Annotated in this window: 20 protein-coding genes; 18 read left to right on the top strand and 2 right to left on the bottom strand. The window is 33.6% G+C overall.

Going from position 1 to position 26,605, the window contains the following annotated elements:
• The first annotated feature begins 119 nt into the window (after positions 1–119).
• A complete protein-coding gene (locus VLC96_RS01895) occupies positions 120–707 on the top strand; it encodes a hypothetical protein (protein WP_325260355.1) in 588 nt (195 codons plus the stop codon).
• 167 nt (positions 708–874) lie between these two features.
• On the opposite strand, the gene fabF is transcribed toward VLC96_RS01895, so the two are convergent.
• Positions 875–2,113, bottom strand: coding sequence for a beta-ketoacyl-ACP synthase II (gene fabF / locus VLC96_RS01890; RefSeq protein ID WP_325260354.1), 1,239 nt, complete (start codon positions 2,111–2,113; stop codon positions 875–877).
• 53 nt (positions 2,114–2,166) lie between these two features.
• Positions 2,167–2,760, bottom strand: a complete 594-nt coding sequence (locus tag VLC96_RS01885; RefSeq protein WP_325260353.1) for a TetR/AcrR family transcriptional regulator — start codon at positions 2,758–2,760, stop codon at positions 2,167–2,169.
• 344 nt (positions 2,761–3,104) lie between these two features.
• On the opposite strand from VLC96_RS01885, the gene VLC96_RS01880 reads away from it, so the two are divergent.
• The 17 genes from VLC96_RS01880 (at position 3,105) to VLC96_RS01800 (ending at position 26,448) form a co-directional block, all read left to right on the top strand.
• Positions 3,105–3,683 carry a cupin domain-containing protein gene (locus VLC96_RS01880; protein ID WP_325260352.1) on the top strand — a complete coding sequence of 193 codons (579 nt, stop codon included), beginning with the start codon at positions 3,105–3,107 and terminating at the stop codon, positions 3,681–3,683.
• Positions 3,684–3,776: 93 nt separating this feature from the next.
• Positions 3,777–4,475 (top strand): DUF1826 domain-containing protein, encoded by a 699-nt coding sequence (locus VLC96_RS01875; protein ID WP_325260351.1) that lies wholly within the window; start codon positions 3,777–3,779, stop codon positions 4,473–4,475.
• A 79-nt stretch (positions 4,476–4,554) separates the two neighbouring features.
• A complete protein-coding gene (locus tag VLC96_RS01870) occupies positions 4,555–6,855 on the top strand; it encodes a type IA DNA topoisomerase (RefSeq protein ID WP_325260350.1) in 2,301 nt (766 codons plus the stop codon).
• A 194-nt stretch (positions 6,856–7,049) separates the two neighbouring features.
• Positions 7,050–7,538 (top strand): DUF6265 family protein, encoded by a 489-nt coding sequence (locus VLC96_RS01865; protein WP_325260349.1) that lies wholly within the window; start codon positions 7,050–7,052, stop codon positions 7,536–7,538.
• Between the two features lie 162 nt (positions 7,539–7,700).
• Entirely contained in the window at positions 7,701–10,049 is a 2,349-nt protein-coding gene (locus VLC96_RS01860; protein WP_325260348.1) for a TonB-dependent receptor, read from the top strand.
• Between the two features lie 89 nt (positions 10,050–10,138).
• Positions 10,139–11,320: a PepSY-associated TM helix domain-containing protein gene (locus VLC96_RS01855; protein ID WP_325260347.1), complete on the top strand. Its 1,182-nt coding sequence runs from the start codon at positions 10,139–10,141 to the stop codon at positions 11,318–11,320.
• A gap of 431 nt (positions 11,321–11,751) precedes the next feature.
• Positions 11,752–13,257 carry an ankyrin repeat domain-containing protein gene (locus VLC96_RS01850; RefSeq protein WP_325260346.1) on the top strand — a complete coding sequence of 502 codons (1,506 nt, stop codon included), beginning with the start codon at positions 11,752–11,754 and terminating at the stop codon, positions 13,255–13,257.
• Positions 13,258–13,352: 95 nt separating this feature from the next.
• A complete protein-coding gene (locus VLC96_RS01845) occupies positions 13,353–13,835 on the top strand; it encodes a DUF2271 domain-containing protein (protein ID WP_325260345.1) in 483 nt (160 codons plus the stop codon).
• Between the two features lie 142 nt (positions 13,836–13,977).
• Positions 13,978–16,443 carry a TonB-dependent receptor gene (locus tag VLC96_RS01840; protein ID WP_325260344.1) on the top strand — a complete coding sequence of 822 codons (2,466 nt, stop codon included), beginning with the start codon at positions 13,978–13,980 and terminating at the stop codon, positions 16,441–16,443.
• A 73-nt stretch (positions 16,444–16,516) separates the two neighbouring features.
• Positions 16,517–18,703: a PepSY domain-containing protein gene (locus tag VLC96_RS01835; RefSeq protein WP_325260343.1), complete on the top strand. Its 2,187-nt coding sequence runs from the start codon at positions 16,517–16,519 to the stop codon at positions 18,701–18,703.
• Between the two features lie 199 nt (positions 18,704–18,902).
• The gene (locus VLC96_RS01830; RefSeq protein ID WP_414655558.1) at positions 18,903–19,919 is read left to right on the top strand and encodes an FAD:protein FMN transferase; all 1,017 of its coding nucleotides are present in this window, start codon (positions 18,903–18,905) and stop codon (positions 19,917–19,919) included.
• 356 nt (positions 19,920–20,275) lie between these two features.
• Positions 20,276–22,549 (top strand): TonB-dependent siderophore receptor, encoded by a 2,274-nt coding sequence (locus tag VLC96_RS01825; RefSeq protein ID WP_325260342.1) that lies wholly within the window; start codon positions 20,276–20,278, stop codon positions 22,547–22,549.
• Between the two features lie 168 nt (positions 22,550–22,717).
• Positions 22,718–23,569 (top strand): NAD(P)-dependent oxidoreductase, encoded by an 852-nt coding sequence (locus VLC96_RS01820; RefSeq protein ID WP_325260341.1) that lies wholly within the window; start codon positions 22,718–22,720, stop codon positions 23,567–23,569.
• A gap of 90 nt (positions 23,570–23,659) precedes the next feature.
• Positions 23,660–24,085, top strand: coding sequence for an HIT family protein (locus VLC96_RS01815; protein WP_325260340.1), 426 nt, complete (start codon positions 23,660–23,662; stop codon positions 24,083–24,085).
• Between the two features lie 376 nt (positions 24,086–24,461).
• Positions 24,462–24,929 (top strand): hypothetical protein, encoded by a 468-nt coding sequence (locus VLC96_RS01810; protein ID WP_325260339.1) that lies wholly within the window; start codon positions 24,462–24,464, stop codon positions 24,927–24,929.
• A 42-nt stretch (positions 24,930–24,971) separates the two neighbouring features.
• Complete coding sequence (locus VLC96_RS01805) at positions 24,972–25,778, top strand: COG1470 family protein (protein WP_325260338.1); 807 nt, start codon at positions 24,972–24,974, stop codon at positions 25,776–25,778.
• Positions 25,768–26,448: a hypothetical protein gene (locus VLC96_RS01800; RefSeq protein ID WP_325260337.1), complete on the top strand. Its 681-nt coding sequence runs from the start codon at positions 25,768–25,770 to the stop codon at positions 26,446–26,448. The genes VLC96_RS01805 and VLC96_RS01800 overlap by 11 nt, the downstream gene beginning before the upstream one ends.
• Positions 26,449–26,605 lie beyond the last annotated feature (157 nt).

The raw sequence follows: 26,605 nt of genomic DNA, 5'->3' as shown, positions 1-26,605 counted from the left end.
CTAATCAAGAAGTCAAGCGTTTACAAAGCTGAGTATTACACTGAGAACGAATCAGTATTTCCCTATCTTTCGAACTAAAACACATAAAACACTACATATCAATAAATTAAAATAAAAAAATGAAAACCAAATTTTTCACATCATTGATTGTTTTATTTACAATCGTTTCGTCTGCTCAAAGCCAAACATCAAAGCACCTTATTTTTAAAGGAGTTCCTATTGACGGAACACTTAATGAGTATGTGACTAAAATGAAACTAAACGGATTTACTCATTTAGGGAATGAGGATGGAACTGCTATATTAAAAGGTGATTTTGCCGGTTACAAAGGTTGTTCTGTTGGTGTTTCTACACTAAAACAGAAAAATTTAGTCCATAAAATAGCCGTCATTTTTCCAGAAAAAGAAACTTGGTCCACACTTTCAGGAAATTATTATGATTTGAAACAGATGTTAACTGAAAAGTATGGAGAACCTTCAGAAACTCTTGAAAAATTTGACAGTTATTCTGAACCAAAAGACGATGGTTCCAAAATGTATAGTGTTAAATTTGATAATTGTAAATATTACTCTGTTTTTGAAACAGAAAAAGGCAATATTGAGTTGTCAATAAAGCACGATGGAGTTACTAGTTGTTTTGTAGTGTTAGCATATTTTGACAAAATCAACAGTGATATAATAAAATCGCAAGCAAAAGACGATTTGTAAAATACTCTTTACTGCGATTGCCGTGCTCTCAAACACAATCAAAGTCTTTGTGAGGAACCAAGCAAACTCACTATCAAAAAACAACAAATCATTAGTAATAGCTAAGATAAATGAGATTGCTTCGCTCCATGTACAGTTTTCCCTTTAATTCAGAATTTACAGAAAGCCTACACTTCTTTGAAAATTACAGCAGAATTATGTCCTCCAAAGCCAAAAGCATTACTCATTGCTGTTTGTATATTTTTTTGCAAAGGCTCATGCTTTACGATTTGAATATTTTCAGGAATTTCGGGATCGAGATTTTCGATGTTAATGGTGGGGGGAATTGTATTTTCATTAATTGATTTTATGGCAAGAATAGCTTCAATGGCTCCGGCCGCTCCCAACAAATGCCCTGTCATCGATTTAGTAGCACTTACCCACAATTTTTTTGATCCCTTGAATGTTTTATTTACGGCTTTCAATTCGGCAATATCTCCAACAGGTGTCGAAGTAGCATGCAAATTCAAATAATCCAATTGAGAGATATCGAGTTTTGCTTCCTCAAGAGCCAGCTGCATTGCTTTTGCTGCCGCCAAACCTTCGGGATGCGGCAATGTCATATGATAGGCATCTGTAGTCATTGAGGCACCCACTAATTCGGCATAAATTTTGGCACCACGTTTTTTAGCGTGCTCATATTCTTCCAAAATCAATGCGCCTGCTCCCTCGCCCATCACAAATCCATCACGGTCTTTATCAAAAGGACGGCTTGCTGTCAGTGGATCATTATTTCTGGTGGACATTGCTTTCATGGCAGAAAAACCGCCAATCGAAGCCGCAGTTATCGGTGCTTCTGAACCACCGCTTACAAATATTTTAGCTTTGCCTAAACGGATATAATTAAAGGCATCCATGATAGCCGTATTAGAAGTGGCACAAGCAGAAACCGTTGTATAATTAATGCCTTGAAGGCCAAATTTCATAGAAATCATTCCGGAAGCCATATTCACAATCAATCGAGGCACAAAAAACGGACTAAATCGTGGAATATAATTTCCAGTTACATAATTTTCAACTTCGGATTCAAAAGTTTCCATTCCACCTTGTCCAACTCCCCAAATTACGCCAATATCGAAAGGATCAATTTTGGAAATATCCAGTCCCGAATCTTCCAAAGCCTGCGATGCACTGTACAATGCATACTGCGTAAACAAATCACTGCGTTTTATTTCATTTCGATCCAGATATTTTTGGGGCTCAAAATCCTTTATTTCAGCAGCAATTTGTGTACGAAATTTTGAAGCGTCAAAACGTGTGATGATCCCGATACTGCTTTTTCCTTCAATACTATTTTTCCAAAAGGTATCTACATCATTTCCCAACGGATTTATGGTTCCCAATCCTGTAATTACAACTCTTTTCATATTATTGATTGTTTTTAAAATATACCGATTGGTATATTTTTAATTAAATTTTTTTATTCTACTATTTCTTCATTAATAATTTTAACGATTCTATCTAAAGCCAGGTATAAATTATCCGGTTTATTCGCCATTTTGGAAAGCAAAATACCGCCTTCAATTAGCATTATAAATGTATTAGCATAGTCCATTGGATTAATATTTTTTTTAAACTCTTTATTTTCAATACCTGAATCAATGATTTTTACAATTTTATTCGCCCAATTCACAAACGATTGTTGAACCGTAGCTTTCATAAAAGGCATTGTATCATCAACTTCTATCGCTGAATTTAGCATTGAACAGCCTCCTTTTTCAAAAATTGAAGACCAATTATTTCGATAAAAATCTACAAATGCAATAAGTTGATTATAAGCTCCATTTTCAGCAGAAACTGCCTCTTCTACTTTCTTTGACAATTCACCTGCACTATACTTGAATACAGCAGCAACTACCTCTTCTTTATTTTTAAAATTCCCATAAATACTTCCTTTTGTAAGCCCGGTTGCTTCAGTCATATCAGACAAAGAGGTTCCTGCATATCCCTTTTTATTAAAAAGAGAAGCGGTTTTTTCTATTATTAATTGACGTGTTTGTTCAGCTTTAGACATTTTAAAAAAAATAGATTTATTGGACAAAGATAATAAATAATACCGAACGGTATATTTAAAAAACGATCTATAAACGATATTGACTTAAAAACCAAACCTAAAGTCATAATGTATTGATTTAAAAAAGGTTACAAATAACAAAAAACACATTCACAACTCTTTTCTTTACACTTTCAGATATTTAATTCATACCTTTGAAAGCAACAAATGCTTCAAAAACACCTTTAGCTAATCGATTTTAGATACATAAATGACAGTCTATTAAGTAAATTCTTTAGTAGTCGTCATCGCTCCAACTAGCGCAAGTTAATACGACACTCTGAACAACTTAATTATTTATTATCATGAAAAGAAAAAGTTTTTTGCAAGCATGCTTCTCTTCCATTGCTTTGATGTCAGTTCCATTTGACATAATTGCCAAATCATCATTGAATTTTAGAGAAAAAAAAGGGTTTAAGGTAGATGCCGGGAAAGCACGGTTCGACAAAAGCCTTCCAATATTTGAAGGAGACACATTTGACGGTAAGGTTTCGACAATAGACACTGACGGCGATATGTACATATTCGAATCCGTCCGCACCAAAGAAGGCGGTCCTGCCCATCACTATCACTTTAGCCAGGACGAATGGTGGTATGTTCTTCAAGGTCAATTCCTGATAAAAATTGGCGACACTACATTCGAAGCAAAAGCTGGCGACAGTGTTTTTGGACCAAGGATGGTTCCTCATAGTTTTGCCAAAATTGGAGAAGGAGAAGGAAAACTATTGATGGTTTTTCAGCCAGCAGGCAAAATGGAAGAATGTTTTCAAAAAATCAGCTCGGGTGCTGTCAGTAAACTAACAGAAGAAGAGCGAGATAAATTTTGCATAGAACACGGTTTTAAAAGAGTTGGTCCTCCAATAAAAAATCAACAAAAGTGGTGAAATTTTATAATTACAATTTTTAAAATATAAAACTACTTGGCGGAATTGCATAATTTTGCAGTGCATTAAAAACTGGCTTTTTAACACACTACTATGAACAATACATTTCCTGACAGCAACCAAATTGGAATGGCATCCACTTTTTCTGAACTTGTAAATAAGGATTTTAACGGAGAAATGAATGCATTATGCTGGCATCGAAATTTGGAAGGCGATTTTAAAGAAATAGTTGAGAAACTGCAATTAAAAGAAAATATAACAGAAGTTTATCCTGCAGATTTAGTAGCACTCCAACTATCAGAAAAGGGAAATACAGCAAGAGAAATTATCTTAAATGATTTACAGCTATTAACCGATTTTGGAGCTTCACCATCTCTTAATTTACTTAAATGTTACGAACGGGATGATGAATTTGATTTCATATCTACTGATGTGTATTCGTATCATGTTGATCGTTCGCCCATTGCAACGGATACCTTTTTGTGTACCTATCATGGAGCCGCAAGTGATATTATTTCTAATGAACAAGCCGAGCAAAAAATTCTAATTCCTGAGATTCGAAAAAAACTTAAGGAACTTCATAACGGTCCAGCTGAGGAATTTGCAGACTTTCTAAAAGAAAATTATTTTGATCTTCATTATCAGGCGCAACCCGATGTAGTGCCTATTAATTTGGGAATAGGACATCTTTGGCGCTTGGCGGTGGATCATCCAAAACAACAGGTGCTACCTTGTATTCACAGAGCACCAATAGAAAATGAAGGAGAATATCGTTTATTGTTGATTTGCTAAAAAAAAGCGATGGAATTACATTTCATTTCAATACCAATTTCTAAATCCCTAATTTCGCCTTCAAATTAGAAGTCAAAAAATGAAGGTCTGTATTGCCGAAAAACCAAGTGTAGCACGTGAAATAGCAGCCGTTTTGGGTGCCAATACCAAGCATGACGGCTATTTTGAAGGCAACGGGTATGCTGTGACCTATACTTTTGGTCATTTATGCACCTTAAAAGAACCTAATGATTACAAACCCAATTGGAAAAGCTGGGACTTGAACAATCTGCCAATGCTTCCTGAAAAATTCGAAACCAAAGTGGTGCAAAATTCGGGAATCCAGAAGCAGTTTAGAATTGTAAAAAGCTTGTTTGAAAAAGCCGAGTTGGTCATCAACTGCGGGGATGCTGGGCAAGAAGGTGAACTCATTCAGCGATGGGTTATGAACGAAGCTAATTATAAAGGCGAAGTAAAACGCCTGTGGATTTCGTCCCTAACCACCGAAGCCATCAAAGAAGGTTTCGAAAACCTAAAACCATCCGCCAATTACGATAATTTATACTACGCCGGATTTTCCAGAGCCATCGGCGACTGGTTATTGGGTATGAATGCCACGCGTTTGTACACCGTAAAACACGGCGGTTACAAACAAGTGTTGTCTATCGGGCGCGTGCAGACGCCAACGCTGGCAATGGTTGTGGATCGATTTAAAGAAATCGAAAATTTCAAACCGCAACCGTATTGGGAATTGCAAACTTTATATAGAGAAACACTTTTCAGTTATGAAGAAGGTCGTTTTTTGAATAAAGAAGATGGTGAAATTTTAGCTAATAAAGTCAAGGAAAGTGAATTCGAAATTGTTTCTGTCGATAAAAAGAAAGGAAACGAATATGCCCCAAAACTGTTTGACTTAACGGGTTTACAAGTGTATTGCAATCAAAAATTTGGTTTTTCGGCAGATGAAACGTTGAAAATTGTTCAGACACTATACGAACAAAAAGTAGTCACTTACCCTAGAGTTGACACGACTTTTTTACCAAATGACATCTATCCGAAAGTACCTGGAATTCTAAAAAACTTAACTAAGTATTCTGAGTTGACTCAGCCGCTTTTGGAGAAAAAGATTAAAAAATCTCCAAAGGTTTTCAACGATAAAAAAGTTACCGATCACCATGCGATCATTCCAACTGGGGTGCAAAACAATTTACAATATAATCAGCAACAAGTGTATGATATTATCGTAAAACGTTTTATTGCTGTCTTTTATGACGATTGCTTGGTAGCGAATACAACAGTAATTGGAAAAGCGGCCGAGGTCACTTTTAAAGCTACCGGAAAAGAAATTCTGAAAAAAGGTTTTAGAATTGTCTTCGAAGATCCAAACGCTAAAGAAAAAGAAGCCGATATATTGCCAAGTTTTACTGTTGGGGAAAAAGGTCCACACGAACCGTCATTTCTTCAAAAAGAAACTAAACCACCTAATCAATTCACCGAGGCGACTTTACTGCGTGCCATGGAAACCGCAGGAAAACAGGTTGATGACGAAGATTTGCGTGAATTGATGAAAGAAAACGGCATCGGACGCCCATCTACACGTGCGAATATTATTGAAACACTTTTCAAACGCCAATATATTGTTCGAAATAAAAAACAGGTTTTACCTACTCCAACCGGAATTCAGCTCATTGACACGATTCAGAATGAATTGATAAAATCCGCTGAACTTACGGGAACTTGGGAAAAGCAATTGAAAGACATTGAAAAAGGAGAATATTCCGCAGGAGCTTTTATCAAAAACATGAAACAGATGGTAGAAGCGTTGGTTTATGAAGTTCGATCTGAAACCAAACGAGCCAATATTTCACATGCGGCAACGATTCAAAAACCAGTTGTAAAAGCTGAAAAAAAACCAGCTGCAGGAATTTTGGCGGAAGCCTGCCCAAAATGCCAAAAAGGAAATTTTATAAAAGGAAAATCAGCCTATGGTTGCAGTGAATATAAATCCGGCTGTGATTTTGTTTTGCCTTATGTTTTTGCCGATAAAAAAATTACTGAAAGCCAATATTTACGATTACTACAAAAAGGATCAACCGTAAATATAAAAGGTTTCAAAATGGATTCAGAAACCGTAGAAGGCTTGATTCGTTTTGAAGAAAATTACAAACTGAAATTAGAAACAAAGAAGACCGAACCAAAAGCAACTCCAACGACATCGGACACAATAATCTGTCCCAAATGCAAAAAAGGAACGGTGCTGAAAGGAAAAACTGCTTATGGCTGCGCCGAGTATAAATCCGGCTGCGATTTCAAAATAACTTTTGATGAAGTTCGGGCAAAACTGCAAGATCAAAAACCAACGAAAGAATTGGTTTATTCGATTTTGAATGAGAGTGTTTAAATCAACACGAATTACACGAATTAGCACAAATTAAATAACTTCTCAACTTGAAATTGGATTTGTGAAATTTTTAAAGGCAAAAGAATTAGTGACAATTCGTGTAATTGCTTCGCCTGTTCGCTATCACTCGAGTTGTGGCAAGCATTTTTTTCATAATTTAGCATTTCAAAAACAACACCAAAATATTTACTCCAATGTTTCAAAAAACAATCCTTATACTGCTTTTGTTAGCCATTGTTTCCTGCAAAAACTCTGAAGCAACCGAAAAAGACCAAATCAAAACCGCTAATTGGTTACTAGGAAAATGGAATACCAAAACAGCTGATGGCGATCTTTCGGAGAGTTGGAAACAAATTAACGACAGCACTTTTCATGGAGAATCTTTCTTTATCAAAAACAAAGACACCTTGCATTTTGAATCCATGACATTACAGCAAAAAGGAGAAAATTTATTCTACAATGCCACTGTAAAAGGACAAAACGAAAACAAAGCTGTTACTTTTAAACTTACGAATAAAACAGAAAAGCAACTCGTTTTTGAAAACCCAAAACACGATTACCCTCAAAAAATCACTTATACATTAATAAACAAAGACAGCTTAACAGCATCAATTTCTGGAGTTCAACTTGGTAAACCAAGTTCCGAAACATTCGGAATGAAAAAAGATAAAGTAGCCAAATAATCTCTATCTAATAAACATTGCTTTAATCGGCAATGTTTTTTTTGAACTAAAACTATAATAATCACCACATTAAAATCTTTATTTATATTTAATCTAAATAAATTTTGTTGTAATAAAATTAGTAATTAAATTTGCCGCTATATTTAATCAATCTAAATAAAAATGAGGAACATTATTTCATTGCTAACCATTGTATTATTTTCAACAACTATCCTTGCACAAGGAGGTGGTACTATAAAAGGAAAAGTTAAAACAAGTGACAATAAACCAGCAGAAGGAGTTTCTGTTTCCATAATTGGAACAAATAAACTCACCATCGCAAACAACAACGGAATTTTTGAAATAAAAAATGTTCCTTCTGGAAAACAAACTTTGGTCATCACTTTGGTTGGTCATGATGATTTAAAAAAAGAAGTAGAAGTAAATTCTGGAGAAGTAACTAATTTAGATTTACAATTAAACTTATCCAATAATGAATTGAATCAAGTGGTCGTTTTGAGTAACAAAAGTGCTTTTAAAACAAATAGAATTTCAAGTTCCTTACGCTTACAATCTGTTATCTTAGAAATTCCTCAAAATATTCAGGTGATTACTGGAAAACTAATGGAAGATCAACAGATTTACAATATGCTTGAAGGCGTAACACGTAATGTAAGTGGCGCAACAAGAGTTGAACATTGGGATAATTATGCTAATATTACGATGAGAGGAAGCCAAGTTTCGGCTTTTAGAAATGGTATGAATTTCAGTACTACATGGGGACCATTAACCGAAGATATGAGTATGGTGGAACGTATTGAATTTGTAAAAGGACCTGCAGGATTTATGATGGCAAATGGAAATCCAAGTGGTTTTTATAATGTGGTTACCAAAAAACCAAGCGGAAGAAACAAAGCGGAAGCTAGCTTTACTTACGGAAGTTTTGATATGTATAGAGGAACATTAGACCTGGACGGAAAAATAACGAAAGACGGAAAACTTTTGTACCGCTTTAATGTTATGGGAGAAAAGAAAGACAGTTACCGTGATTTTGATTTTAATAATCGATATTCTTTTGCACCAGTTTTGAAATATTTGCCAACAGACAATACTTCTTTTACCCTTGAATACACGCAACAGTATTCTAAAGTAAATGCAATTGGTGCCAACTACCTATTTATGAAAAATGGTTATGAAGAATTACCAAGAAGCAGTACGACTTCAGAACCCAATTTGAATCCAACAGATATGCTCGAAAGGAATCTTTTGGGAATTTTTGAACACCAATTTAATCCTAACTGGAAATTAACAGCTCAGGCATCTTATTTAAATTACGAACAAGAAGGAATGTCGTTATGGCCATCTGGATTTGACCCCGACAACGATGCAATTCTTAAAAGAGCAGGAAGTATTTGGGATATTTTAGGAAAAATATATGTAGGTCAGGCTTTTGTAAATGGGGAATTTCAAACTGGAAAAGTGAATCACAAAGTATTGTCCGGAATAGATATGAGTGACAAAACGTACTATCATGACTTTGGCCAATATTTTACGATGCCAGATTTGGATATCTACAATCCTGTTCATGGAACTCTTGCGGAATCTCCAGTTTTTGACAGAAGCAAAGATATTAAAGACCGAGGTGTAAAATATTATAATAATTATAAAGGTCTTTACTTTCAAGACGAATTAGGATTTTTTGATAATTCACTTCGTGTAACTTTAGCCGGAAGATATACCGTTTTAAAAGCTGGTGATTATTATTCTGGTAATACCAAAAATGACAAATTTACTCCTAGAGTTGGTGTGAGTTATTCATTAGACAAAAACAATTCTTTGTATTTTGTGAGCGATCAAACTTTTACAGAAAATTATGGGACGGACTGGCAAGGAAAAAGTTTTTCACCTAAAACAGGAACCAATTTAGAATTAGGTTACAAAAGAGATTGGTTTAACGGAAAATGGAATTCGGCTCTTGCGGCGTACCAAATTACGATGGATAATGTATTGACAATTGACCCTGACCATTCTGATGGATCGTTCCAATACAACAAAGAAGGAGGGCAACAAAAAGTAAAAGGTGTAGAAGTTGACATTAGAGGAGAAATCCTTAAAAACTTTGACATCATCATAAACTACGCTTTTACAGAAGGAAAAACTACCAAAGATACCGATCCAAATATGGTTGGAAATCAAATTCCTGGTTCAACAAAACATATTCAAAATACGTGGATCAATTATAGATTTGATAATGGTTTACTTAATGGTTTTGGGGCTTCATTAGGATATCAATATCAGGTAAAAAGAGCGCCTTGGTATATTTCGCCAGATAATACGGGGACATTACCAGAGTATTTTAGAGTTGACGGAGGCTTATCTTACCAACATAAAAAGGTTGCTGTAAATCTTATAGTTAATAACATTTTCAATAATTATCTATATTCCGGAGGTTATTATAGTTATTCTGACATGTATTATTTGCAAGCTGAAGCAGGTACAAACGCAAGAGTAACTGTTACCTATAAATTTTAATTTTAAAAAGTTACTAAGTTGCTGAGATTCTAAGTTACTGAGTAAAAAAAACTTAGAAACTTAGAGTCTTAGAAGCTCAAAAGAAAAAAATGAAAAAAAATAATTTTAAAAAAGCAATAAACAAGATACACCTATGGCTCGGATTGTCATCAGGTATTATCGTTTTTATAATTGCCATTACAGGCTGTTTATATGCTTTTCAGGAAGAAATTCAAAACTACACCGAAGAATATCGCTTTGTGGAAAAACAAAACAAAGCTTTCCTACCTCCTTCTAAATTGGAACAAATTGCCAGAAAAGAATTTCCGAATAAATCCTTGCACGCTATAAAATATAATGGTCCAGAAAAATCTGCCGAAGCTATTTTCTTCCATTACGAACCTACTTATTATCACATCATTTACCTCAATCCATACACCGGAAAAGCATTGAAGAATGTCAATATGGATGAAGGTTTTTTTAATTTTATATTAGATGGACACTTTTATCTGTGGCTTCCTGACCAAATCGGACAAACAGTTTGCGCTTCGGCAACACTAATTTTTCTAATACTCGTGCTTTCTGGATTGTACCTTTGGTTTCCAAGAAGTAAAAATGCTGTCAAACAACGTTTTACTTTTAACTGGAAAGAAACCACAAGATGGAAACGCAAAAATTATGATTTACATAGTATAACAGGTTTTTATGTGCTTTTAATTGCGCTTATTTTTGCAATAACAGGTTTGGTTTTTGGTTTTGAATGGTTTGCAAAATCTTTCCATTCTGCCCTTGGCGGCGAAAAATCATTGGTTTATGTGGATCCTGTTTCTGCAAAAAAAACTATTGCTGTAACAAAACCAGTAGATAAAATTTGGATACGAATGCAAAAGGAATATCCAAACGCAAAATCGATAGAAGTTCATCCTCCTGAAAATGACAGTACCGCAATTGCCGCAAACGCCAATCCGGAAGAAGGCACTTTTTGGAAAACCGATTACCGTTATTTTGACCAATATTCTTTAAAAGAGTTAGAAGTTAATCATCTTTACGGAAAATATAATGATGCAGCAGTTTCTGATAAATTATTGCGAATGAATTACGACTTACACACTGGAGCAGTATTTGGTCTAGCAGGGAAAATATTTGCTTTTTTAATAAGTTTACTGATTGCTACTTTGCCTATTTCAGGATTTTATATTTGGTGGGGACGTCATAGGAAAGAGAAAAACAAAACTGACATTGCATCTACTACTATTGACAAAATACCCACAGAAGTACAAGAAATAATCTAAAATAAACCCGTTGGGTAAAATTATTTTTAACCACATAGAAACATAGAATTTATAGTGTTCAAAAAGAATTTGATAGTCGTCTCACTTATCACATAGTCTATCTATGTGGTTCGTTTTTTGTTTAAATTTGATTCAAGCGACAGTTTCACCCAACGGTTAAAATATAAAAAACTCAATAAGAAGCCAGTTCAAATAATTTGAATTGGCTTTTTTGATTTCTATTCTCAAAAAATGTTTATTATTCAAATTAAACCTTTTACAGTTTTTTGAATCTTAACAGTAAATTATAAAAGTGTAATTATTTTGCTATAATCACTAAATAATAATTGGTATTGTAATACTATTTTTTACATTTGCATTATTTTTATTTATTCTAAATAGATTTAATACTAATCAAAAACTACAATTACCAAATAACTTTACTGGGTATTATGAACAAAAAACTTCTCACAACCTTTGCCTTAGTTGCTTCATTTTTTGTAAATGCGCAACAAAAAAATTCTCTTTTAGAGCAATCCTTTTGGAAACCAACAACAGATGTTGCAGCCGTTCAAGCTGAAATAGCCAAAGGAAATAATCCATCAGAATCTAATGATCGTGCGTTTGACGCTGTTACTTTTGCAATCAATAATGATGCGCCAACTGCCACTATAAAATTCTTATTGGAACAACCAGGAAATCCAGTAACCAAATCGACTCATGACAATCGTCGTTATTTGCATTGGGCTGCCAATAAAGGAAATGCCGAAATCGTAAACTATCTAATCTCAAAAGGTGCCGATATCAATTATGAGGACTCACTTGGTACAACTGCACTTGCTTTGGCAGCTAGCAGCGGACAAAAAAATATAGCAGTATATGATGCCTTTTTCAAAGCTGGTTTAGACCCGAAGAAAAAATACAAAGATGGTGTGACTTTGCTGTTGATGGCAATTCCTTATGACAAAGACCTTTCATTGACCAATTATTTTATTTCTAAAGGATTGTCATTGAAAGACACTGATAAAGATGGAAACACTCCATTTAATTATGCTGCACGAACCGGAGATTTAAACCTATTGAAAACCTTAATCGAAAAGGGAGTAAAATATAGCGACAACGCACTCATTTTTGCAGCTCAAGGTTCTCGCCGTGATTCGAATCCTATTGAAGTTTACCAATATTTGATAGAAACTTTAAAACTAAAACCAACTGTAATTTCAACTGATGGTGAAACGGTGCTTCATATTTTAGCAACAAAACCAAAACAGACTGAAATAATCAATTACTTTTTGGCTAAAGGTGTTGATGTAAACAAAACCGACAAAGAAGGTAATACAGTTTTGATGAAAGCGGCAACGGCTAGAGATAATACTGAAACTTTGGAATTGCTTTTGCCAAAAGTAAAAGACATCAATATACAAAATACAAAAGGGGAATCGGCTTTAACAATGGCGGTTAAATCGGGCACTCCAAAAGCTGTTGAAATTCTTTTAAACAATGGAGCTGACACTAAAATCGTTAACAAAGAAGGATATAATTTAGGTACTTACTTAGTGCAATCGTACCGACCTCAAATGAATCGTGGGCCGGAAGGTAGCTCAAAACAAGATCCTTTTGCAACTAAGATGAAATTACTGCAAGACAAAGGCTTAGATTTAGCAGCTCCTCAAAAAGATGGAAGCACTTTGTATCACTTTGCTTTATTGAAAAATGATTTAACGTTGCTTAAAAAGCTAGCCAATCTAAACATCGATATCAATGCTAAAAACAAAGAAGGATTAACTGCTTTGCACAAAGCAGCTATGATTTCAAAAGATGATGTGATTTTAAAATACCTAATTTCACTTGGTGCCAAAAACGATATCAAAACCGAATTTGACGAAACCGCTTATTCATTAGCAAAAGAAAATGAAACTTTAGCGCGTAACAATATTTCAATCGAATTTTTAAAATAAATTTTTACTAAGTAGTGAATGGTGATTAGTAATTCGAAAACTCACCATTCACTATTTATTATTGACAAATAATCCACTAATTACTATAATAAAACATGAAATCAATCTTAAAAATAGCCTTTATCTCCACATTAATCTGTCTGTTATCTTTTCAAGCAAACGCACAAACGAGTAAATATAAATGTATGCTCCAAATGTCCAATTATGTTGGTGAAGGCGCTTATATTGTTGTTTCTCTTATTAATCCAAAAGGCGATTACGAAAAAACACTTTATGTAATGGGAGACGACAAAAAATGGTACAAATCACTTAAAGAATGGCATAAATTTTATTCTAAAAAACCAACCGACATCAGTGCTACAACTGGCGCTTCGGTAACTGGAGGAGATCGCAGTATTACCACTTTTGAAATTGACGATGCCAAAATCAATAAAGGATATAAATTGCGTTTTGAATCTTCTGTTGAAGATCAAAAATACTACACTACTGATTTAGAATTGCCTCTAACAACTACTGCAATGGCAGAAAAAACCGAGGGTAAAAATTACATTCGCTACGTGAGATTGAACAAAATATAATATACTCTTCTTCATTGGAATTCAATAAAAATAGAACATAATGATAGTAATTTATTAAATTTTACTTAAGTCTATAAAATAGATAGAATTTGTAGTATTTTTGATCACTTTAAATAATATCTAATTCTATTTTTATATAATAATGAGACATAAACTATTTTTTTCAACTCTTTTATTAATATTATTTTGGAGTAACACAATGGCACAAAACGCATCTATCAAAGGATTAATTTTAGAAAATAAAACTCAAGCTCCTATTGAATATGCAAGTGTATCGGTACTCGAAAAAAATGATGGCAAAATTATCAAAGGCACATTATCTGAAAAAAATGGAAAATTTACCCTATCAGAACTCAGCATCGGCAACTACTCGCTTAAAGTAGTTTCCATTGGATATGAAACCAACATTATTGATTTTTCAATTTCTAGTAAACACCAGGAAATTGTTTTGGATGTAAAAATGAATTTATCCGGTAAAGTTCTAAACGAAGTAGTTGTCAAAGGAGCGAAAAATACAATCACAAATAAATTAGATAAACAAACTTATAAAGCCAACCAATTTGAATCAGCAAAAGGGGGTAATGCAGTAGATGCTCTTAAAAATTTGCCTTCGGTAGCTGTAAATAGTGAAGGAGAAATAAGTGTGAGAGGAGCAACCGGTTTTTTGCTACTAGTAAATGGAAAGCCAGTATTAACAGATGCGCAAACTATTTTGAGTCAAATACCAGCCAATACAGTAGAAAATATTGAACTAATCACAGCTCCATCAGCCAAATACGAAGCTGATGGAAAAGCTGGAATCATCAATATTGTTACAAAAAAAGGAACTACTGACGGCACATCATTACAAGTCAATGTTTTGGCGGGTTTACCTAGCACTACAGACTATGATAACTTAGAGAATCCAATACGCTTTGGAGGTGATTTTACTGTCGATTTCAAACAAAAAAAATGGGACATATTAGTTAGTGGTAATTATAATCGAAATGATGCAAATGGAAAACGTGAAGGTGATGTATATACCAAAAATTTTGAAAACAATACAATAACAAAATTCCCTTCCATCGGCGAGAGAAGTTTTGACAGATATAATTATGGTGGAAGAACTGCAATTACTTATACTGCCAATGACAAAAATATATTCAACTTAGGTTTTTTTGCCAGTAAAAAATACCAAGAACGCCGAGCAGATTTGGTTTATAATAATTCAACCGAAGATTTAACTACAGGAGAAGTACTTAATGCCCTAACCTATTTTAATTCTAATCTCCAGGAAAAAGAAGGAAATTTTGTTTTAAGCAGTTTTGATTACACTCATAATTTCGAAAACAAATCAAAACTTTCTGGAGCTTTTATTTATGAATATGCCAATTTATACGGAAATACAGTCAATAAAAACCTTGATTATCCTGAGAAAACAAACATTTTTCAAGAGGTAAACAATCCTTATACGAATCCAATAAATGGTTATCGGATTAAATTAGATTATAGCACACCGTTAGGAAAAGGAAAATTAGAATCAGGTTACCAGCTTAGAAACGACAAACAAGATGGTAAATTTGATTACATAGTAGATCCAATTGTTGACCCTATCGAAGATGCCAAATTTAGAGGCACAGCAAAATCTTCAAACATAATAAATGCAGTGTATAGCCAATATTCAGGAGAACATTTAAAATTAAAATATATTGCAGGCTTAAGATATGAATATTCAGAAAGAAAAGTAGAAATATCTACCGATAGCCAACCGCATCTTTTAAACTTAAGCAACTTGTTACCTTCGGCAAATTTATTATATACTTTTAATGAGACCTGGAGTTCAAAATTAGGCTATAGCAAAAGAATTCAAAGAAATAACAACTTCGAATTAAACCCTATACCTGAAAGAGAGCATTCAGAAACGCTTGAGCAAGGAGATCCGGATTTATTGCCACAATTTGTTGATTTAGTTGAATTGGGGATAAATTACAACTCCAAAAAAACGTCATTCTTTAGCACCTTGTATTTTCAAAATGTAAAAAATCCGATACAAAGAGTCAATAACGTGTATGCTGACACGATTTTGAACCGACTATTCACTAATGCCGAAAATGCAAAATCAATTGGGATAGAAATAGGAACAAATTATAAACCAAATAAATGGCTTACCGCTTATTTAGGAGCCAATATTTATAATTACAAAGTTAGTGGCGGTTTAGAAATATTTGATACCACTACAGAAGTTAACAATCAAGATTGGGTCTATTCGATAAATATGAATACTACATTTGATTTGGGTAAAAATTGGAATTTACAGGCCAATGTTAATTATTTATCAGCCAGACCAACTGCACAAGGTGAAGATTCAAGATTTTTGTCTCCAAATACTTCGATCAAAAAAACTTTTTTAGATGGAAAAATGACTGTAGGTTTACAGTGGCAAAATATGGATCTGGGTTTTATGAATTCCAATCAGCAAAGGATAACCACTTCCGGACCGGATTTTTATACAACAACAAATTATATTTATGAAACAGATGTTTTTCTATTAAATTTTAGCTATAATTTCAACAAATTAAACAACAAAACAAAACTACCTTCAAGTGAAATAGGTGAAAAAGAATTTTAGGCAAACTATTTAGTTAATGCTATAAAACTATTTATCTCTAATGTCATAAAAAGGTAAAACTTAAATACAATCAATGACACTTTCTTTTTGGCGTTACGTACACTTGACTTTGGCGATATTCTCGGGTGCATTTTTAATCATAGCTTCAGTTACAGGCATCATCCTCGCTGTAGATGCGGTACAAGAAAAAATACCATCTTACCAAGTCGACAATTTTGATAACATTACTTTGCAGGAATCATTACCAAAACTCCGCAAAATCTATCCTGAAATTACCGAATTAAGTGTTAACTACAATCACTTTGTAACACTACAAGCCATTGACAAAGAAGGAAACGACATTAACGCCTACATTGATCCTTTGACGGGAAAAATCATTGGTACACCACACAAAAAAAGCGAATTTATCCAATGGGTCACTGACTTACATCGTTCTCTATTTTTGCATGAAATGGGGCGTATTTTTATTGGAATTAATTCTTTTCTTTTAGTATTAATTGCTATTTCGGGATTTACATTAGTGATCAACCGACAAAGAGGTTTGAGAAAATTTTTCTCTAAAATCATTAAAGAATATTTTGCGCAATATTATCATGTTTTATTGGGCCGTCTGGCTTTAATTCCTATTTTGATAATTGCACTTTCGGGTGTTTATTTATCGATGGAACGCTTTCATTTTTTTGAAAATAAAGAAAAAGATAAAAACAAAATCGAAACTAAGGTTACAACTTCATCCGAAAATAAATTTGATTTAAAAAAAGCACTACTTTCTGATGTTACTAAAATTGAATTCCCTTTTTCAGATGATCCCGAAGATTATTACACCTTTGAATTAAAAGATCGAAAAATTGAAGTCGAACAATATTCGAATAAAATTATTAGCGAAGAACGTTTTCCTGTATCAGCAATTTTAGCTGATTTAAGTTTGGATTTGCATACTGGCCGAGCCAATATTTTTTGGGCAATTGTTTTGGGACTGGCATCAATAAACATATTATTTTTTATTTATTCTGGTTTTGCCATGACACTGAAACGCAGGGCCAGTCGCATCAAAAATAAATTCAACGCCAACGAAAGTAAATTCATTTTATTAGTTGGTTCCGAAAATGGAAGTTCGTTGCGTTTCGCCAATTCGGTTTTGAAACAATTAATTGGTCATGGAGAAAAAGCTCATATCGCTCAATTGAATAATTACACGACTTATCCAAAAGCTGAATATTTATTGCTATTTACTTCAACTTACGGTTTGGGAGATGCTCCATCGAATGCTACAAAGTTTGAATCTCTTTTAAATAAATTCAATCAAAAACAAAAAATAAATTATTCTGTGATTGGTTTTGGCTCTAAATCTTATCCCGATTTTTGTGGTTATGCCAAAGAAATTGATATTTTACTTGAAGATCAACAATGGGCACACCGATTCATTGATTTACAAACCGTAAACGACAAATCAACCGAAGAATTTGTCGAATGGGTAAAACATTGGAATCATAAAACTACTTTCTCATTAGCTACTACTCCATCACTTTATAATCATATTCCGAAAGGTTTAGAAAAATTAATGGTGTTAGAAAAAACAAGTGTTTCAGATGATGAACAAACCTTTTTATTGACGCTTCGTGCAGGCATAAGAAGCAAATTCACTTCGGGAGATTTACTGGCAATTTATCCTGCAAACGACAATAGAGAACGTTTATATTCGATCTCAAATAATAAAGGAAATATTCAGCTGGCTGTAAAATTGTATCCTCATGGTTTGGGTTCTGAATTTTTGTATAATATTGCTATCGGCGATGTTATAAAAGCCAGAATCATTACGAATCATGCTTTTCATTTTCCTAAAAAGGCAAAAAAAGTAGCTCTGATTTCTAATGGAACCGGTATTGCTCCTTTCCTTGGAATGATTGAACAAAATAAGAAGAAAGTAGATATCGAATTGTATTGTGGCTTCCGCCAAAAAACTAAAATCACTTCACATTATGAGCAATTTGCTTCAGAAATGATAGAGAAAGGCCAATTAAAAAATTTACACTTAGCTTTTTCTCGTGAACAAGACCATCATTATGTAATGGATTTGATTAAAAGAGATAAAGACTTTTTTATTGATTTATTGAAGAATGATGGAGTAATAATGATTTGTGGCGCTTTGAAAATGCAGTTTGATGTAGAAAATGTTTTAGATGCCATTTGCATGGAAAAAAATAATAATCCTCTGTCTTATTATAAAGCCAAAGGACAAATTTTGACTGATTGTTATTAAGTGTTTTAGAAGCAGAAAGATTAAACACTTTTGGAATGAACAGACCTAACAGGTTTTCAAAACCTGTTAGGTCTCCGAAGAGAAACAAAAAAACAAATACGAATAATACATTCATTGCTGCAAGGTCTTTTTCTGACGTTGAAGGTATAATCAAACTTAATACTTACAAGGTTCTAGAAACCTTGCAGAATAACAACACATGAAATTTACTGCAAAACCAACAACCACCCTTTTTTTCCTTTTTGCCTTTTTAATGGTAAGCAAAATCGGTTATACGCAGGTCTTGCGAAAAAGAACCACCATGCTTATGGGAGGCCGTTTTGATATTACCATTGTTGCCAAAGATTCACTTACCGCTGAGCAAAACATTGATGAAGTCATTGCAGAAATCAGCCGAATAGAATATTTAATTTCAGATTGGAAACCGACTTCACAAGTATCACAAGTCAATCAAAATGCAGGAATCCGACCTGTAAAAGTTGATAAAGAAGTTTTTGATCTAACCAAAAGAGCCATTCGTTTTTCGGAAATTACTAATGGCGGTTTCGATATCAGCTTTGCCGCGATGGATCGAATTTGGAAATTTGACGGTTCCATGACCGAAATGCCTTCGGCGGAAGCCATAAAAAAATCGGTTGAGAAAGTGGGTTACAAAAACATTATTTTGGATAGCGTAAACTCGACCATTTTCCTGAAACTAAAAGGAATGAAAATCGGCTTTGGAGCTTTGGGCGAGGGTTATGCTACCAACAAATGCCAGGAAATGATGCTTGCCAAAGGAATCAATGCCGGAATTGTAAACGGTACTGGCGACATGAGTACGTGGGGCAAACAACCTAATGGAAAACCTTGGAATATAGGTATTACCAATCCGTTTCATCCTGAAAAATTGTTAGCGGTAATTCCACTGTCAAAAGGAGCGGTAACCACTTCAGGTTCTTACGAAAAATTTGTCGTTTTTGATGGTAAACGCTATTCGCATATCATCAATCCTGCGACAGGTTATCCCGTAACTGGTTTGTGCAGCGTTACCGTTTTTGGTCCCAATGCCGAAACTTCTAATGGTTTGAGTACTTCATTGATGGTTTTAGGAAAAACAGCAGGATTACTTTTACTTGAAAGATTTCCTGATTATAGCTGTATCATGATTACAGATAATGGAAAAGTGGTAAAATCGAAAAACTTTAGCATTAAAAAATTCAATGCCAAACTTTAAGTTTTAGTCTTGTAATTGCACAAAATTTCCGAAACAGTATTTATCTGTCAAATTTTTTTTTCTTCTGTTTTAGTATAAAAAGATTAATAAATTATCGTGCTAAATTTTTATCCAAACTATATTACATTTTGGTTAATAAGTCTTTTTCTTATCATTTTAATTTAACTATTTATTCAAAAATCGTTTTTTTTTAAGATTTTTAATAAACTAATTACTGATTTTTAAACATAAATAGCTGATAATCAATAAATTATATTTAGTTAAAATATTATTAATATTTAGTCTAAATAAGTTTGCAGAATTAAATATGGATTGTATATTTGCCTCGTTATTTTTATTAATTCCAAATAAACGAAATGAAATATATTTTACTCCCCCTGACGCTTATAGCATTTAGTTTCAATAGTCACGCTCAAGAAATGGCAAGTAATAGCTCCAAATCAAATGACAAAGAACTTTATTATTTTTCTTCGGATACTATCAAATCGGAAAACGATACTGTTAAGAAAAGAAAAGGACAGCAATTAAAAGAAGTTATAATTACTGGAAATAAATTACCAAAAGTAACTGCCTTGCGCTCAGGTTTAAAACCAATGGATACACCACAAAGTGTACAAGTTGTAGGTTCTGAAGTTATCGAACAACAACAAGCTATTCGTTTAAGTGAAGTAATAAAAAACACCAATGGTGTATATGTAGGTTCTGCTCGTGGTGGAGCTCAGGAATCCTTTTTCTCAAGAGGTTATGACATGTCTGCCAATAATATGTTTAAAAATGGTTTCCGTTATAATGCAGGTTCTATTCCTGATGTATCAGGTCTTGAAAGAGTCGAATTTCTAAAAGGTAGTTCAGCCTTATTATATGGAAACGTTGCTCCAGGAGGAATCTTAAATTTGGTTACAAAAACACCATCATTCAAACAAGGCGGAGAAATAGCGATGCAAATGGGAAGTTTTGCTTATTACAAGCCTTCTATTGATTTTTATGGTCCGATAAACAAATCTATCGCTTATAGAATTAATGGTTCTTATGAAAACTCAGAAAGCTTCAGAGATGTGGTAAAAAACGAACGTTTATATGTTAATCCCTCTTTACTTTTTAACGTAAGTGACAAAACCCAGATTACTGTTCAAGGAGATTATCTGAATGCTGATTGGACTCCAGATTTTGGAACAGGAGCAATTACTACCACTACAACCTCAACAATTGTTGATGTACCACGCAACAATTTTTACGGAGCGCTTTGGTCAACCGGAAACACAAAATCAGCAAGTGCATCTGCATTAGTAAATCATGATTTTAACAAAAACTGGAAATTAAATTTCAATAGTTCCTATCAAACTTATGATAGAACTTCAAAATCTACCAATCAATTATCAACTGTAAAAGAAAATGGTGATTGGACAAGAGGTCTGACTGAAAATAAAAATTTAGAAGAAATTCTGGGCGACCAATTAAGCTTACAAGGAACTTTTAATACAGGGAGTATCAAACATCAAATATTTACTGGAGCAGATTGGGAAAGTTCATTTGCATCCTCTTATACTTATGTTTTCAATCCTGCAAACTATGATACTATCAATCTTTACAACTTTGATCCAAGTACACAAAGAAATGACGAACCAAATTCTAGAAATTCTCAAATTGTTGACACAAAAACCAATCGTTTTGGAGTTTATTTTCAAGATTTAATTTCGGTTACAGAACAAATTAAAGTTTTGGCGGGTATTCGTTGGTCTTGGCAAGAAGCTGAGGCTACAACATACAAAGAAACACTTATAGGCGGTGTACAGACAATTTCTCCTGAAGATGCTGTTGGTACTGTTGCTCCAAAAAAATTAGACAATGCTTTTTCTCCAAAAATAGGTTTGGTTTATCAACCAATGAAAGATATGTCTCTATTTGCAAGTTACGCTAATTCATTTACGCCAAACACTGGAACAACTGTAGATTTAAAACCAATTGAACCATCAATTATTGATCAATACGAAGTTGGGGTTAAAAAAGATTTCTGGAAAGGTGTCTTAAGTACAAACGTAACAGTTTATCAAATTACAAACAGCAATTTAGCTCAAACTGCCGAATTTAAAGCAGACGGTTCTCTTAATACCGATACAAGTATCAAAACCCTAAATGGAGAAACAAAAAGCAAAGGTGTTGAAATTGATATTACAGCAAAACCAGTTGATGGTTTAAGTGTAATCGCTGGATATAGTTATAACGACATGCGATATAGCAAAACATCTGGTTTAAATGGAAGTAATATTGAAGGTGATCGTTTAGTAAGAACACCAAAAAACACAGCCAATTTAAGCTTTTTCTACACTTTACAAACAGGAGCTTTAAAAGGTGTATCTGTTGGAGCGATTGGAAATTATATTGGAGAGCGTCTAGGCGGATGGAACGATCAATATGACAGTACAAAACCTGACGGAATTAACCACAGAGAATTCCCTATCGATGCTTATACCACTATCGATGCTTCTGTAGGTTATACTTGGAGAAAATTTTCTATTCTATGTAAACTTTCTAATATTACAAACGAGTTAAATTATACTGTACACGAAAACTATAGTGTGAACCCAATTGCACCAAGACAATTCTTAACTAGTTTAAAATATAAATTTTAAAACCTTAATTTGGTTTTAATAATCACAAGTAAATTGACTTCACAAACCTCGTTTAGAAAAACGAGGTTTTTTTATGAATTATTCAAACCTATGTGGACTAATTATTTTTGTAAATTTACTTATCAAATTAAGTCTCAAATTTCAATCTTAATTTTAAAATAAAAAGAAATGAATAAACCGAAAATAGGATGGATTGGCCTCGGAAACATGGGGAATCCCATGGTAAAAAATCTTCTTAAAGCCAATTATGAAGTGACTGTTTATAACAGAACGAAGGATAAAGAACACGAATTAATCAATCTTGGAGCAACATCTGCATCAAGTCCACAAGAATTAATTGAAAAATGCGACACTGTTTTTACTATGCTTTCCAATGACGAGGCTGTAAAAGAAGTTTTCGAGAACCAAACCGGTTTATTGGCTAAAACCGAAAATGGCAAACTTATTATCAATATGAGTACAATTTCGCCACAAACTACAAAATACTTAGCAGAAATAGCCAACAAACATAACATCAAATTTCTAGATGCTCCTGTGTCAGGAAGTGTCAAACCTGCACAGGACGGCACTCTCCTTATTCTTGTCGGCGGTAGTTCCGAAAATTATGAAAGAGCAAAACCTTTGTTTGATATTTTGGGTAAATCTTCTCTGCTTTTAGGAGAAACAGGAGCCGGAAGCTCAGCCAAACTAGCTATTAATTACTTCTTAGGATTAAATATTCAAGGATTAGCAGAAACGGTTTTGTTCGCCGAAAAAAACGGTGTGAGTCGCAAAGATATGTTAACCATTATAAACAAAAGCGCATGCGGAAATGGTATAACCGAAATAAAGACACCTTCCATTTTATTCGATCAATATCCCGCAGCTTTTGCTCTAAAACATTTACATAAAGATTTGAATCTAGCTAAAAATGAAGGCTTGGATTCTCCATTGTTTCAGCCTTTATTTGAAAGTTTTCAGCACGCAAAAGACAATGGTTTGGGCGAAGAAGATGTAATGGCTATCATCAAAATCCTTTAATCTTGAAATAAATTTTAAAATATTTTAACTACAGAAAGAAGTTATTTTAATTAGTTTTGGTTCCAATTAAAAAATTCTTAAAAAAATAATATGACTAGTCCAGCTTCAGAATGTCTTTATTGCCAAAATAACGACACCTTACACCAATTAATGATCAAAATTGGTGACTTAAAAGTATCTCAACTTTTCCTTTTCAAAGAACAATCATATTCCGGCAGATGCAATGTAGTTTACAAAGATCACGGTGTCGAATTATATGAATTAAGCGACGAACAGCGTAATTTATTTTTTGAAGATGTTGCTACAGTTGCAAAAGCAATTGCAAAAGCTTTCAACCCGACCAAAATCAATTATGGCGCTTATAGCGATACTCTTTCACATTTACACATGCACATAGTTCCAAAATACAAAGAAGGTTATGCTTTTGGAGGCGTATTTGAAATGAATCCACAAAAAACATATTTAACCGATGCAGAATATGCAGAAGTTATTGAAAAAATAAAAGCACATTTATAATAGAAGTCAAAACTTATAAACTGCAAAAAAATCTCATTTAGAAATAGATGAGATTTTTTTTGTTTTGAAATGTCCTGCTTAAAAATAGCAACAGACAAAAGACCATTAAATTGAATGTTTTTTAATCACATTTCCATTATGTAAATTAAATCCGGAAAATTCCACCTACCAATTTCTCTAAGTCCATTCTTAATAGCACTTTCATTAAATAGAAATGTTGCAATTGACTTATTCTTCCAAAATTAATTATATAAAAATACACTTGTTTTTTGTTGTCCAACGATAATAATTTTTATCTAATTAACTGAAATACAACAAATAACAATTACATATTTAAAAATTTCGTATTTTTACCTTAACTATAAAATAATTTATTATGAGTACACCAACAATACCCACCACATACACTCATAGACTGAATCCTATTAGTGGTTTTGATGTAGATTCAACAATTGATGGAGGTCTAGATACGCGATTATCTGGTGAATTTCAAGCTACACATGCCGGAAGCATAGAAACAAAAGTTAGTGGCTTATTGCAAACGGACAGTGTTTTAAAATTAAAAGGCGATCCAAATGAGCCCGTTAGTACTGATAGTAAAATCGAAATTTTGAACCTACCACGATTCACGCTTCAGGATATAAAAGACATGATGAAAACTCGGGTTAGAATTCCAAACTATTCCAATGTATGTATAAAAATGCTTGGTGTTGAAGTTTTGAGTGTGCATTTGGGTGGCGAAAGTCAAATTATTACCGAACCTTACATTCCTAATTCAGCCGAAAGATGTGAAGCTGATTGCTGTGATTATGACGACAGACCTTTTCCTGACAACAATAAATGATTGGATTTAAGTCAATCTTTCTAATACTTAAAATAAAAAGTTATGATTACAGTAACTTCCGATTTGTATCAAGATAAAATCAATATTAATGATCAGCAAATTATATTAAATGGTCCTCCTCAAGATCTTCAAGGGCTCATTCAATTTAATAACATCCACCCGGAATCATTAAAAATTAGGTCTTTAGCCATATTCAATAAAGACAACAAGGATAAGAACAATAAAAGAATCAGTGATTTAGGAAATGATTCCATAAAACTATCTTGCCGATTAAATCCAGGGGAACAGAAAACAGTCAACATCAGTCATCAGTTACCTTCCACCACTCCACCGGGCATATATGAAAAATATGCAGTGATAAATGGCCAACAGAGAGCAATAAAAATTGTTGTGCAACCCACTATAGAAATTGACATTACTCCAAGCAACTTCACCTTTCTAAACAGCACTCCCGGAACACAACATACTGCAACAGCAACCCTTACCAATCTTGGGAATCTTCCTTTTCAAATCCCTGCATTAAAACACGCGTCAATGCTGGATATGGATTTGTTGTGTCGGGCGCTCAACTTTGGATTCAGAGAAAAAACTAATGATGGTATACAATCCACATTTGATGAAGTGACAAAAAACATAAAATCAAATTTTGTTGACTGGGTTTCGATTGCTGTAAAAGAACAAGATCAAATTCTTCAACCTGGAGAAAGTATGCTCATAAATATTCTCTTCACTATTCCTCCAAACGCTGACTCCAAGAGAGATTACGAAGGTAATTTTAGATTGTGGGACAAAGTGATTTCAATAGTAATAAAATCTCATACCGAAAAAACTAAAAACAATGGCAAATAGTAATTCAACCAAAGATGGACAACAAAACCTGTTTAAATCTTTACAGCAAATAACCGATTTATCATTAAGCACAGTGCAACCTTTAATGGAAAGCGTAATTGATAATGTCTCCAGAATAAACAATTCCGTGGCTGAGCTTGGAATTCCAACATTGAACATTTTATCCAATAAAAATAAAGATTGTTGTACTCCAAAAAGAGAATGTCCTCCATTTTGTATTGCAACTATAACAAGACACGCTTCCGCAAATGAACGAATTGTGGTTCCAGTATTGATAACCAACAAATGTTCATCAACCAAAACCTATCGAATTGGTGTGCGCGAATTAAAAAATAACGATGGAAAGGCGGCTGTGAACCAACCCTTATTGAATAAATCTTCGGTAACATTAGAGCCCAACAGAAGCGAAAGCGTTTTGATGACAATCGATCTGAATGCTACCCAAACAAACGAAGTTTATTCCACTGAGATTGTTGTTCGGGAAAAAGAGATCAATCAAAACATTTGTTTCAAACTACACATAGACAATGCAAATCAAACCGAAGTCATTCCAAATGACGAAAAAAAATACAAACTAAAATGGCTCGATTGGCAATCGCATTTTTATTGTGAACCAAAAGCCAAAACAAGACTCGATCTCGACCAGTTAACTCCCAACCATAAAGCTTAAGTGTATGAGTTCTTCTTCGAATAATTTTTCCAAAAACTTTGAAAACATCGTTGAGCAAACCATTGAGATCAATAAACAATACTTAAAAGAAGGAACAGAAATAATAAAACAAATTAGCAATTCCAATACTGCTAAAAAGGATATTAATCTGCTTCAA

The organism is Flavobacterium sp. (genome assembly GCF_035456085.1).
Lineage (GTDB): Bacteria > Bacteroidota > Bacteroidia > Flavobacteriales > Flavobacteriaceae > Flavobacterium.
The sequence above is the reverse complement of the archived record's forward strand: the minus strand, read 5'-3'. Positions and strand labels throughout refer to the sequence as shown.